Annotated in this window: 10 protein-coding genes, 1 other RNA gene and 1 pseudogene; 10 read left to right on the top strand and 2 right to left on the bottom strand. The window is 46.9% G+C overall.

The window, feature by feature from the left end; translation table 11 throughout:
- The first annotated feature begins 43 nt into the window (after positions 1-43).
- The 5 genes from AL515_RS18485 to AL515_RS18505 all read left to right on the top strand — a co-directional run bounded on the left by AL515_RS18485 (position 44) and on the right by AL515_RS18505 (position 6689).
- Entirely contained in the window at positions 44-1453 is a 1410-nt protein-coding gene (locus AL515_RS18485) for a TolC family outer membrane protein (protein WP_048212944.1), read from the top strand.
- On the top strand, positions 1450-3636 hold the full coding sequence (locus tag AL515_RS18490) for a type I secretion system permease/ATPase (protein ID WP_061068382.1): 2187 nt from the start codon (positions 1450-1452) through the stop codon (positions 3634-3636). Before AL515_RS18485 ends, AL515_RS18490 begins: the two co-directional genes overlap by 4 nt.
- A gap of 7 nt (positions 3637-3643) precedes the next feature.
- Entirely contained in the window at positions 3644-4807 is a 1164-nt protein-coding gene (locus AL515_RS18495; protein WP_105242216.1) for an HlyD family efflux transporter periplasmic adaptor subunit, read from the top strand.
- 72 nt (positions 4808-4879) lie between these two features.
- Positions 4880-5243: a transfer-messenger RNA gene (gene ssrA, locus AL515_RS18500) on the top strand.
- A 204-nt stretch (positions 5244-5447) separates the two neighbouring features.
- Positions 5448-6689: an integrase gene (locus AL515_RS18505; RefSeq protein WP_061068384.1), complete on the top strand. Its 1242-nt coding sequence runs from the start codon at positions 5448-5450 to the stop codon at positions 6687-6689.
- A 60-nt stretch (positions 6690-6749) separates the two neighbouring features.
- Here the strand turns inward: AL515_RS18505 and AL515_RS18510 are convergent, their stop codons facing one another.
- Positions 6750-7634 carry a hypothetical protein gene (locus AL515_RS18510; protein WP_061068385.1) on the bottom strand — a complete coding sequence of 295 codons (885 nt, stop codon included), beginning with the start codon at positions 7632-7634 and terminating at the stop codon, positions 6750-6752.
- A gap of 125 nt (positions 7635-7759) precedes the next feature.
- On the opposite strand from AL515_RS18510, the gene AL515_RS18515 reads away from it, so the two are divergent.
- The 3 genes from AL515_RS18515 (at position 7760) to AL515_RS18525 (ending at position 10473) form a co-directional block, all read left to right on the top strand.
- A complete protein-coding gene (locus AL515_RS18515; RefSeq protein ID WP_071887378.1) occupies positions 7760-7972 on the top strand; it encodes an AlpA family transcriptional regulator in 213 nt (70 codons plus the stop codon).
- Between the two features lie 26 nt (positions 7973-7998).
- Positions 7999-9513, top strand: a complete 1515-nt coding sequence (locus tag AL515_RS18520) for a YfjI family protein (RefSeq protein ID WP_061068386.1) — start codon at positions 7999-8001, stop codon at positions 9511-9513.
- 261 nt (positions 9514-9774) lie between these two features.
- Positions 9775-10473, top strand: coding sequence for an inovirus Gp2 family protein (locus tag AL515_RS18525; protein ID WP_061068387.1), 699 nt, complete (start codon positions 9775-9777; stop codon positions 10471-10473).
- A 144-nt stretch (positions 10474-10617) separates the two neighbouring features.
- Here AL515_RS18525 and AL515_RS18530 read toward each other — a convergent pair.
- Positions 10618-10861, bottom strand: a pseudogene (locus AL515_RS18530) (IS30 family transposase); the annotation flags it as partial.
- A gap of 349 nt (positions 10862-11210) precedes the next feature.
- Here AL515_RS18530 and AL515_RS18535 point away from each other — a divergent pair.
- Together AL515_RS18535 and AL515_RS18540 are read left to right on the top strand one after the other, a co-directional pair.
- Positions 11211-12074: a hypothetical protein gene (locus AL515_RS18535; protein WP_129533675.1), complete on the top strand. Its 864-nt coding sequence runs from the start codon at positions 11211-11213 to the stop codon at positions 12072-12074.
- A 315-nt stretch (positions 12075-12389) separates the two neighbouring features.
- Positions 12390-13214, top strand: coding sequence for a hypothetical protein (locus AL515_RS18540; protein ID WP_061068389.1), 825 nt, complete (start codon positions 12390-12392; stop codon positions 13212-13214).
- Positions 13215-13272: the final 58 nt, after the last annotated feature.

Consider the following 13272-nt stretch of genomic DNA (forward strand, 5'->3'; position numbering starts at 1 on the left):
GGCAATAACAATCGTCACTGCCCTATTTTGCAAGGGATAAACTATGAGAAATGTCGCCCCTGTTGCTGTACTGCTGGCATTAACGTTTTGTTCCGTTCGTGCGAATGCCGAAGATGAACCGCAAATTATTACGCCGGAAGGGCTGGCAACCAGTCAGATGCTTCCCTCTCTGGATGGTTCTGTGGCCGATCTACCGCTAAGCGTTGCCGCTCCCGGAAGCCTGACGCTTAACGACGCGGTGAGTCGCGCCGTGAGCTGGCATCCTTCTATTCGTGAATCCATTGGCAAACTGCTCTCGCAAAATGAGCAGATAGACGTGGCGAAAGCGAAATATTACCCGCAAGTTACAGCCGGAATGAACAACGGCTACAGCAATACCTACACTGACCATGGCTTCAGCCCTGCACTGGTCATTTCGGTGTCACAAATGCTGTATGACTTCGGCAAAGTCGCCAGCCAGGTGCGCGCCGAAACCGCCGGTTCAGCGCAGCAACAGGCAAACGTGTTACTCAGCATCGATACTGTCGCTCACGCTACCGCCAATGCCATCGTCCAGGTTCAGACATGGCAACAGATGGTGGATGCCGCCGAAGAGCAACTGGTCGCGCTAAACGGTATTGGTCGACTGACCAGAGAACGTAATGATGAAGGGGCGACCTCGCTGTCAGACGTAGTGCAAACCGATGCGCGTATCGAGTCCGCACGTTCTCAACTGGCGCAATATCAGGCCAATCTCGACAGTAGCAAAGCGACATTGATGAGCTATCTCGGCTGGAACTCGCTTAACGGCATCAGCAATGAGTTTCCGGTAAAACTGGACAGCAGTTGCGATGTGGTAAAACCGGAGGATAAGTTAGTTCCTGCAGTGCTGGCGGCCTGGGCGCAGGCGAACGTCGCGCAGGCCAACCTTGATTACGCCAACGCGCAGATGACGCCAACCATTTCCCTGGAGCCATCTGTTCAGCACTATCTCAACGACAAATACCCCAGCCATGAGGTGCTCGACAAAACGCAGTACTCAGCGTGGGTAAAAGTCGAAATGCCGCTGTATCAAGGAGGCGGGCTCACCGCCCGACGCAACGCCGCCAGCCACGCGGTAGAGTCCGCACAGTACTCTATTCAGCGCACCCGACTCGAAGTACGACAGAAATTACTGGAATCCCGCAGCCAGGCAATGAGTCTCGCAACTGCATTGCAGATCCTGCGCCGCCAGCAGCGGCTGAGCGAACAAACGCGCGAACTGTATCAACAGCAGTATCTGGATCTCGGCTCACGCCCATTACTTGATGTTCTTAACGCCGAACAGGAGGTGTACCAGGCCCGTTTTGCCGAACTCCAGACCCAAAGCCAGCTTCGCCAGCTACAACTGAACTGCCTCTACAACACTGGATCGTTGCGCCAGGCGTTCGCCTTAAATAACCGCAGCATTCAATCGGTGGAGATCCAGCTATGAGCGACGTCGAGCCTGTTGTTGAAGATGCTATTGGCGAACCCACCCTGAGCCAGTGGGCACAGGCAATGACGCATATTGCCAGCCACTATCGCGTTGCCTGTTCGCCTGGTGCTATTCAGGCTAACGCCCCGTGGTTTGAGGGGAAAAGCAAAACCCTTGCTTTGACGCAATTAGCGCGCCAGGCGGGACTTTCCTTTCATACGCTGGATACCGCAAAGCAGGTACTTAACCAATGGCGTTTACCGGTGGTGGCGGAACTGCACGACGGCCAAATCATGGTGATCGAACATTTTAACGGTGAAGATGCCCTGGATGTTTTTATCATCGCCGACGAGGGACAACGCAACCGGCTGGCAGTGGCTGAGCTTCTGCCAGAAATCCATACTATCACCGCACTGCGCCCGTTATCGGCGTTAAAAGACGGTCGGGTTGATCGCTATATTTCGCGCTTTAGACCCGACTGGATACGCGAGCTGGTTTTACAAGATATCCGCCCTTACCTGCCGGTCATGATTGCCGCCTTTCTGATTAACGTCCTGTCGCTCGCCGGGATTATTTTTTCGATGCAGGTCTATGACCGGGTGATCCCCGCCCAGTCTTATCCAACGCTGTATGTTCTCTCTACCGGTGTTCTGGTCGCGGTGCTGTTTGGCTTTTTGCTGCGCGAAGCGCGTACCCACATCATGGACCTGCTCGGCAAACGCGCCGATATGCGCATTTCCGATCGCGTGTTTAGCCACGCATTGCGGCTGCGCAACAGCGCTGTCCCCCGCTCGACGGGGAGCTTTATTTCTCAACTGCGCGAGCTGGAACAAGTTCGCGAGATGATCACCTCCTCAACCATGTCGACCATTGTCGATCTGCCGTTTTTCTTTCTGTTCATCGTGGTGCTGGCATTTATCGCCCCACCGCTGGCGTGGATTGCACCTGTCGCGGCCCTGCTGATGATCCTGCCTGGCTTACTGTTACAGAAGAAGCTGGCGGTGCTCGCCAACCAGGCTGCCCATGAATCCACCCTGCGCAACGCGGTGCTGGTCGAGAGCGTTCAGGGTCTGGAAGACATCAAGCTGATGCAAGCTGAAAACCGCTTTTTACAGCAGTGGAACAGCTATATCCGCATTACCGGAGAGTCCGGGCTGCGCACGCGCAGGCTGACTCAGGGGCTGATTGGCTGGGGGATGTCAGTACAAAGCCTGGTCTACGCCGCCATCATTATGTTTGGCGCGCCGATGGTCATTGAAGGCACGATGACCACCGGCGCCGTGGTGGCGGCCTCAATGCTCGGTTCCAGAATGATTGCTCCGATGGCTAATCTGTGCGGCGTGCTGGCCCGCTGGCAACAGGTCAAGGCGGCGAAGATGGGATTAGACAGCATCATGCAGCTTCCCACCGAAACGCAGTACGACGAAGACCGGGTGCATCAGGAGATTTTTCACGGCCATTATCTGTTTGAGAACGCACACTTTCGCTACCACAGCGACGATCAGCGCGTTCCGCTGCGGATCTCGCGCCTGGAGGTCATGCCCGGCGAACGGGTGGCGATCCTCGGGCGTAACGGCGCCGGGAAATCAACGCTGCTGCAGGCCATGGCGGGTGGTGTGGAGATTATCCAGGGCGATGTCCGGCTCGACAACCTGAGCCTGGCGCAGATCGATATGGCCGATTTACGCCGCAACATCGGTTTTCTCAGCCAGAATGCGCGGCTGTTTTTCGGCACCCTACGCGAGAACCTGACCCTCGGCGCACCGCATGCCAGCGACGCGCAGATCTTCGAAGCGCTGGAGGTCAGCGGCGCGGCGGCTTTCGTTAAACAGCTCGCCAAAGGGCTGGCGCACCCCATTATGGAAGGCGGCAACGGTCTGTCCGGCGGCCAACGGCAGTCGATCCTGCTGGCAAGAATGCTGCTACGCTCACCCAATATTGTCCTGCTCGACGAACCCAGCGCCTCTCTGGATGAACACACCGAACGGGAGTTTATTCAGCGTCTGAACCTGTGGCTGGGCAACCGCACATTGATTGTTGCAACCCATCGCGTACCGGTTCTGGAACTGGTCGAACGCGTGGTGGTGCTCAAAGAGGGTCAACTGGTCATGGATGCCCCGAAAGCGCAGGCGTTGAATGCGAGCCGGGCACCTGCCCCTACTCACAGTCGGGAGTGGAAAAATGAAAACCAATCCGCATGACGCCGCCATGGACGACCTCGATATTCGCCGCGAGCACCGTTTTTCCGGGGCCAGCCGCATTATTCTGCTCAGCACGCTGCTGTTTGCAGTCCTGGGGATCTGGGCATATTTCGGCAAGCTGGATGAAGTCTCAACCGGCAGCGGGAAAGTGATCCCCAGCTCGCGCGAACAGGTATTGCAGTCGCTTGACGGAGGGATCCTCGCCGAACTCAGCGTGCACGAAGGAGATAAAGTTCAGGCCAACCAGATTGTCGCCCGCCTCGACCCAACGCGTTCGGAGTCCAACGTGGGTGAAAGCGCCGCCCGCTATCGCGCATCTTTAGCGTCAAGCGCCAGACTGAATGCCGAAGTCAACGATTTGCCGCTAACGTTCCCCAGCTCGCTGCAGGCCTGGCCGGATCTTATCGCCTCTGAAACGCGGCTGTATAAAAGCCGTCGCGCGCAGCTTGCTGATTCTATGGTGGAACTGCAGGATGCGCTGGTCTCGGTAAATAAAGAGCTGGCCATTACCCAACGGCTGGAGAAAAGCGGTGCCGCCAGCCACGTAGAAGTGCTGCGCCTGCAACGACAAAAAAGCGATCTTGGACTCAAAATAACCGATCTGCGCTCGCAATATTACGTGCAGGCGCGTGAAGCGCTGTCGAAGGCCAACGCCGAGGTAGATATGCTGGCGGCTATCTTAAAAGGTCGCGAAGACTCCGTCACCCGCCTGACCGTTCGCGCCCCGATGCGCGGTATCGTAAAAAACATCCAGGTCACCACGATTGGCGGCGTGATCCCTCCTAACGGCGAAATGATGGAGATTGTCCCGGTAGACGATCATTTGCTGATTGAAACCCGCCTGTCACCGCGCGATATCGCGTTTATCCACCCCGGACAGCGGGCGCTGGTGAAGATTACTGCCTATGACTACGCCATTTACGGAGGGCTGGAGGGCGTGGTCGAAACCATCTCCCCGGACACCATTCAGGACAAAGTGAAACCGGAAATTTTCTACTACCGCGTGTTTATCCGTACCCATCAGGACTTCTTACAGAACAAGCTGGGACGCCATTTTTCTATCGTACCGGGCATGATTGCCACTGTGGATATAAAAACAGGTGAAAAAACCATCGTCGACTATTTAATCAAACCATTTAATCGTGCAAAAGAAGCACTGCGCGAGCGGTAAATCCTTGCGGTTAAAGGGTTGCGGGGGCTGGTCACGCGTGTCACAAGTCTGTTATACTTGTTCTAACACATTGGGGCTGATTCTGGATTCGACGGGATTCGCGAAACCCAAGGTGCATGCCGAGGGGCGGTTGGCCTCGTAAAAAGCCGCAAAAAAATAGTCGCAAACGACGAAAACTACGCTTTAGCAGCTTAATAACCTGCTCTGAGCCCTCTCTCCCTAGCTTCCGCTCTTAAGACGGGGATCAAAGAGAGGTCAAACCCAAAAGAGATCGCGTGGATGCCCTGCCTGGGGTTGAAGCGTTAAAACTAATCAGGCTAGTCTGGTAGTGGCGTGTCTGTCCGCAGGTGCCAGGCGAATGTAAAGACTGACTAAGCATGTAGTACCGAGGATGTAGGAATTTCGGACGCGGGTTCAACTCCCGCCAGCTCCACCAAAATTCTCCATCGGTGATTACCAGAGTCATCCGATGAAGTCCTAAGAGCCCGCACGGCGCAAGCCCTGCGGGCTTTTTTGTGCCCTCAATTTGTCCCGCGAAGTCTGATGCCAACTAATTAAATCCGAACCTTTTAGGCACCTTGTTAGGCACCTCATAAAGCTTTATTGTTTTTGAGGTGCCTAAAACTATGGAAACCCGGCAATGGCAAGACAAACCAAACCTCTATCCGTTAAAGAAATCGAATCCGCCAAACCCAAAGAAGCAGACTACGTTCTCTATGATGGTGATGGCCTTGAGCTACTCATCAAATCCAGCGGGAGTAAAATCTGGCAGTTTCGCTACATTCGCCCTGTCGCCAAGAAACGTGCGAAGAAGAGCATAGGCCCCTACCCGTCAGTTACGCTTGCCGATGCCAGAAACTATCGCGCAGAGTCTCGTTCTCTTCTGGCGAAACAAATCGACCCTCAGGAACATCAGCAAGAACAACTTCGCAGTTCGCTGGAAGCTAAAACCAATACTTTCCAGCTCGTGGCTGAACGTTGGTGGAATGTGAAGAAAGCCAGTGTGACAGAGGACTATGCCGACGATATCTGGCGCTCTCTTGAAAGAGATGTCTTTCCTGCGATTGGCGACGTTAGCGTTACAGATATTAAAGCTCACACACTGGTTCAGGCCGTCCAACCGGTTCAGGCCAGAGGAGCACTGGAAACCGTTCGTCGCCTGTGCCAACGCATTAATGAGGTCATGATCTATGCCCAAAACACAGGGCTGATTGATGCTGTTCCCAGCGTTAATATCGGTAAAGCCTTCGAGAAGCCTCAGAAAAAGAACATGCCCAGCATTCGACCGGATCAGCTACCTCAACTGATGCAGACAATGCGAACAGCCAGCATTAGCCTTTCGACACGGTGCCTGTTCATGTGGCAACTTCTTACTATTACCCGCCCTGCCGAAGCGGCTGAGGCTCGTTGGGATGAGGTAGACATGGAAGCGCGAGAGTGGAAGATTCCTGCAGCACGCATGAAAATGAACCGCGACCATACTGTTCCATTGTCAGATGAAGCAATTGTGATACTGGAGATGATGGAGCCGTTAAGTGGAAATCGAGAATTTATCTTTCCCAGCCGTATTAAGCCCAACCAGCCAATGAATAGCCAGACCGTTAACGCATCGCTAAAACGTGCAGGTTTTGGTGGTGTGCTCGTTTCACACGGTTTGCGTTCTATCGCCAGCACAGCCCTTAATGAACAGGCTTTTCCGCCTGATATTATTGAAGCGGCATTGGCCCATGTGGATAAGAATGAGGTTCGCCGTGCATATAATCGCAGCGATTACCTGGAACAGCGTCGCCCGATGATGCAGTGGTGGGCTGATTTTGTTATGGCAGCTGACCGTGGAAGTGTGATTGGCGATGGTATTAGAGGTATAAGGCTTGTCGGCTAATACACGAATAAGCGCTTAAAAGGGAGCGCTTATTCTTATTATCCAAATTCACATAAAAGATTAATACAACTGACCAGTTCTTTTTTTTCTGCTTACAGTGTCCTCGAAAGCCTGTTTCACACTATCAACATTTGTAGACCACAATTTTAAAATAGTATCGGCTAAGGCTACCTGACTGGTAGTTGGCATTCGATATTTTTTATCGTGCTTATTAACATTCAATTTTGACTCTTCTATAAATAGCCTCAAAGGTTCAATGAGAACATTCACCGCTGCGGCTTTACTTCTCCATCCTTCTTCAGGAGCCAAATCATTTATAAGTTCCACCAGTTTTTCCTGAATAGGTCGATACATTTCAGATTTTTTTATCCCACCTTTTCTTCCTGACCTATTCCTGGTAGATAAAAGTTTAGTTTGTTTATCTACAGAGATCTTATACCAAACCATCCCCATGCTTTTATCAAATAACTCAGATGCTTTTTTGAATGCTTCAAATGCAACATCCTCATTGTCTGATATAACTAATTCACCCCATTTATAGCACTTCTGTGCATACGTAAGGTGAAATTTAAAAAGTTTATCCATAGAGATATATTCATGGATAATGACAGCAACATTATCTCTCAGAAGTTCAGCCTCCAATGTACTCCAATAACTTTCAATAAGCTCAGCTAACTCGATGCTTTTCTCATTTGATGGAAAGTCCTTATGAGAGTCGGTGTACCTATGCTCCTTCAAATAAGAAGACGAATACAACAATATTCCGGGACCATGCTTCTTAGAGTTCCAGACACGCTCTTTCATCATAGTCAGTTCAGCTTCCATATCTGTATACTTTTCATCCAGAAATTGTGCATGCACGCTCCATTCACAGTCTTTCATCGCACTGTACAGGGTACTGCGTTTTCGACTAATTTCTTCACTAAAATCTTTAATAGAAAACATTTATCCTCACAATATCAACAGGTTAAAACTGTTAAAAATAAACCTTTGCTATCCGTATTTCTTCGAAGAGTCCTTGCAGCTAATCTTTGCTGGAACCAAACTGAACTAACAAGAGGCAAACCAGTATGAACGCTTCATCAGCAGTCAGGATACTCCGCTTACCAGCTGTTATCCATAAAACAGGTATCTCGCGAGCCACAATTTATGACTGGTTGAACCCGAGGTCGCCACGATATGATCCAACTTTTCCGAAGAAAAGAAAACTTGGAACACAATCAGTTGGATGGCTTGAATCAGAAATTGATGAATGGTTGTTGCATCGTAATCTTATTAATTAATTCTAAAGAGGAGTTAGACAGGATGTATGTCTAAAAAAAACAGTTCAACGCAAAATAAAGAACTTGGACTAAAGTTCCAGACGCTTCCCACTTTTGCACAACGATTAATAAGCTACATACATTATAAAACAGGAGCCGCCGCCGAACTTGTTTTAACAGTGTTACTTGGGGTAATGGCACTTGCCTGCCAGGACAAATTTGATGTTCAGCTTAAAAATGAGAGAACCTTTACTTCACTATATCTCATGCTATTGGCACGCTCAGGTAGCAGGAAATCAACGGTTTTCAGGCTGTTGATGGAGGAAATTTATCAACTGGAAAAGGAGCTGCGAAATGATTTTCTGTTAAAAGAGAAAAATTATAATCTTAAACTAGTATCCTGGGAAACCGAGCTAAAAGAGCTTAAAAAACAATTTGGCAAAGCTGTTCGTCAGAAGGCTGATGTAACTGAAGCACTTGAGGCGTTGGAGGAGTGCCAAAGAAGGAAACCATCAGTCCCAGAAAGAAAGTATCTTATTAAAAACGATTCCACAAGTGAGGGGCTTAGAAAGGCATTAGCGCTGGGTTCTCCATCATTGATGCTCGGTTCTGATGAAGCTGGAGGGGTGTTTGACAGCAATCTTTTTCGCAATATATCAGTTCTCAACTCTCTTTGGGGAGAAGGGAGAATCTCTGACAGCAGAGCATCTCGTGACAGCTACGATGTTGATGATGTCCGGCTGACCGTATTGCTGTTGTTACAGCCTGAATTGTTTAACGACTTTATAAGTAAGCAGGGGAAAAAATTAAGAAAATCAGGATTCTTAGCGCGTTTATTATTGATTGATCTGGAGCAACTTCCTGAACTATGCAACATCCCTGATGCGTGTTCATGGTCTGATGAACCAGGACTTGATGGTTTTTTCTCTATTCTCGTTAAGCATTTGCAAGACGGGATAGAGCGTAGAGAAAAAAATGAAGAACGTATCTGTATTACTTTATCTGAAGAGGCGAAAGCGTCATGGGATACACAAAGTAAACTAATCAGGGAACTAATGCAAAAAGGAGAGGAGTTGCATCACTATGATGATTTCGCCTCAAGAATTATGGAACAAGCTACGAGAATCGCAGCAGTAATGCAAATGTTTATTACCCCCGACTCACCAATAATTACCAAGGAAACGTTAATGTCGGCTACTAAAATAACACAATGGATTATTAATCACCTTATCACTAAGGTCGATACTACCCGAGAACCTACAACTGCAGAAAAATTGGTATGGTTCATGGAGGAGCATCTTGTTAGTAATGGTTCTTACGATTTCAAGAGGAATGATATCATTAAAAAAGGTCCATATTCAGTCAGGCGTTCAGAAAGTCTGAATTCTGCTTTAGAAAAACTTGAATCTGAAGGAATAGTACAACTATTTGAACGAGGTGGGGTTAATTATGTCAAATTTATTGGTTCCAAAATGGAACCTAGTGAACTAGCTGAAAAGACTAATATCCCGTTGTTAGATTCAGGAACAGTTGCGATGAGTAAACTACGTTTACCTGAATAACTTCAGAGTAAGCAGGCTCTTCCTGATTAATATTTATTTTGTTCTTAAGCCGAGTAACACTAAGGATTCAGCTTAAATTATTGAGGAGGACAGCTCATGAGTTTTAATCGGTATATGTAATATACCTTTATCAAAGGTCTACTCCTGTACAAACATTCATCAAGAGTGACAACCCCTACAGAAGTTATATCCAACATCACGTGGGTAGCGTGAGGGCTACCCACAATCCAATGATTAATATTTAAAGAATGAAGGATTATTATGGAATCACAATATTCACTTACCAACGAAGAAATCGATGACTTGGTAGAAATAGCCTCCAGGAAGTATAGATCACCCATTGACCTCAATATTCTCAATTCACTGCTTGAAATGGTCTACGACACGCTGGAGCAGCATAACCGGATACTGGCTATTCGTACTGACACTAGGTTCGCTCTGTCTCATGTACCGGGAGAGCCTGATCTACCAATATGCTTCCAGCGCGAAGATGCGCAGGCAATCACTCGCTTCTTCGAGTCACTGAAAAGTCAGTTACGGGCGGATCACAAACGCTCCCGGAGAGCAGGAGATCCAACACTACCATCTTATGTGTGGTGCAGAGAACGCGATACCGGGGAGCACCCACATTATCACCTGATGTTGCTGTTTAATGCGGATGTGTATGGGCATCTGGGTAATTACCAAGAACTCAATGCTAAAAACATGGCAACCCGAATACAGAAAGCCTGGTGCAGTGCTATAGGGCTTGCTCACGAAGATTACTCAACATTAGCTGAATTCCCGCCAAATGCTGTTTACAGGTTTAGCAGGATAGATGCCTTGGACCGTAGTACGCTCTACTGGGATTTCCTGATTCGACTGGCGTACTTGGCCAAAACCAGAACTAAGGATGTCCACAGCGGTTACCGCAACTTTGGCACAAGCCAGTGTCCACACTTAGGCAGATTAACCTGTTAATAGCACTCTGGGTGAGGTATTTATCCTCACCCAGTCAATTAACATAATTGATACATTTCTCGGTAAAAAAATTCGATAATGTATCTTGATACCCTGCTACAACATGCTACATGTAGCAGCCGTAGCAGTCTCCAAAGATCAGAACATAGATTTTTGGGCTACCAGCCCTCTGGATATCTCCTCTCTTTCATCAAGCGACAGCGCTAATCGGTGCCGTTTTCTGCACGGGAGGACGGTAGCCGCCTGTCTGGTGGATAGTGGGCATAATGGAAGAATGATATCTGTCGAACATTCTGGCGATATCATGTAGAGAATCACCTTGCTTATATCTGTCCCAGATAATTGCCTTTTGCTCTGGCGTGTAGTTAATCCGAGTTCTTCGTTTCATGGCAACGTCCCCCCTTGATTAAGGATAGCGTTGCATCGACTCATTGAACTCACAGCACAGAGCGGAGAACCAAATTGAGCTAAAGGTCCGCTGTGAGCGAGAAGCGGAAGTTATGATACTTATAGATTAACATCTAACCATAAAAAACTAATGGCTGCCAATATTATGGAAAGCAAAAGGATTCTATTAGCAGTGAAATAATAAAGCGAAAATAATAATGGAAGATGTATAATATTTTTAACTGCATACAAATGTATAAATAAATATTTTTAGAATGTTTATTTGTGATAGGCATTATGTTTATAACATGATAAAATCTCATAGAGATAAAACTAAGGGAGATAAATAAATGCCAACTCCATGGGAAAAAGAAGAGTTTCAAAACTCGCAAAGATGGGTTAGAAAATCTAAATCCGGAGCTTTAATACCGATACCATGCATAGGGGTATGGATGGATGTATGTGGGTTTGGTTCTCGATTAGAAGAAGCAAATTGGAATCTCGAAATACTACAGTCTAATGGTACCCTAAATTTATTGAGCGAGGTATATCAATGTGTCGGACATCCTTTTTGGATAGGAGTCGAACCTCAGCCATACGAAAACATACTGATATTGAATGATGGTATAGCAAGAACCGTCGATTTTCATAACACACAATATATTCATGCAGCACAAGCAATATTTTACATTCGTGATCTCGTACTGGGGCACTTGCACTTACTAGAATTGACCAAGTTTCACCATTTGGGTATTAGAACCGTTTTGGCTGGTGGGGAACGAATTCAATATTCGCCAGAGATATTTACTGGAAATTCAATTCTGTCTCATAACGAGATCCCTTCTGAGTGGGGGGCGAAATTGTTGAAGAAAAATTTTTTATATAACCCCGCCGAGTTTCAAATGAATACAGCATTTGCAAAAGCATATTCTGTTGATGCCAACGGTACGAAAGCAGGCTTTAATGTGAATGGTTTTTTTATCGAAAAAATGTTTTTTGACCGATTTGCTGCCATTCCATATATAGCATTGACCTTCAACGAGACATCAATACAATTAAAGTACAATGATAACATTGCATTAGAGTTTTATGTAAGTACTAATAAAGCTTTTACATACAAAGGGCTCAACACCCACGTCTATGGAATATCAGCTGTACGTGTTGATAAGACATTTGAAGGTGAAGAAACAATAATTAATCTTGTTAACGATTAAAAAATATGAAAAATATGAAAAATATGAAAATAATAACAATGACCTCTGAGCTTTCATTGTTGATAAAATTATACGCTATGACTTCCGCTCCTGGCACAGAGCGGACAGGTTTATTGGGCTAAAGGTCCACAGTGATCGAAACGGGGACATTAAACTATTTATTGTAGAGGCTCCTTTATGATGGTGTTTTCAGAAATTGTTATTTAATTGAGATAGATGTTACCTGATATATATCTATCTGTGCTACAATCCGCTGCACTGCTAACAGTGTACTACCGCCACTCCAAAGTTTTGTGTTTATGATTAAGGATACTAATGAGAACCTTCAGCGATCTTGAGAAGACGTTAGTTCGTAAGATGATAGAACTTGATGATAGATCATGCTCTCTTAATGTTCTGGGAAATATTATTAATTCCTTTAACGGACATACAGGTCTACCTGAATTCTGCTATATTGAACTAAAAAGCGAAAGCGATGTATTCATCCAAGTTGAAAGTCACGCCTTAGAAAAAAATGGAATGGACTGGGTACGAGGCATTGATAATGATATTTCAAAAAAACTGCTGACGGTTGTGGCTCTTTTTCAATACCTAGAAGATGAGAAGCTTGCTTATTTTACAGGCGATCTTGGCATCAAAAACCTTGGGGTAAAATGTGATAGTGCTGAATATACGCGATGTGAGTTCCTAGACGACGACTTAAAGCCTTTGATTTTTAAATATTCTAGGAAAAAAATATTTGTTTCAGAAACACTTCGATTATTGGCAACAAATGGTTTTAAAACAGACGAGGAGTTGAGGCATGAAGCTGAAATCGTCTCAATGGGCAAACAGCTCAATATCACCCGCTGGGCTCTTGGGTTGACAGTTCTAGGTCTTATTATATCTATAATGATTCCAACTCTTACAATCTCTTCTGTCGAATTAAAAAATATTGAGCTTGTAAATAGTCGGCCTGCGTTGGCTGCGATAGAGAACCAATTGCAGAAAATGAATGATAACGATAATTCGAGGAATGCTATGATTGAGCGTATTGAATCGGCTATTCTTTCGTTACAAGAATCAATTGATAGAGCGTCGAGCATCTTGCCGGAGTCACATAACAATAAGATGCAGACGCCCGCCGATGATGACGACTGATTTTGGCATTGAGCAGGCCTGCTCGCTGGTCGAGGTCTGCTTTGAGCGAGAAGCGGAA

The sequence above is a fragment of the Citrobacter sp. FDAARGOS_156 genome, assembly GCF_001559235.2.
In the GTDB taxonomy this organism is placed as follows: domain Bacteria; phylum Pseudomonadota; class Gammaproteobacteria; order Enterobacterales; family Enterobacteriaceae; genus Citrobacter; species Citrobacter youngae.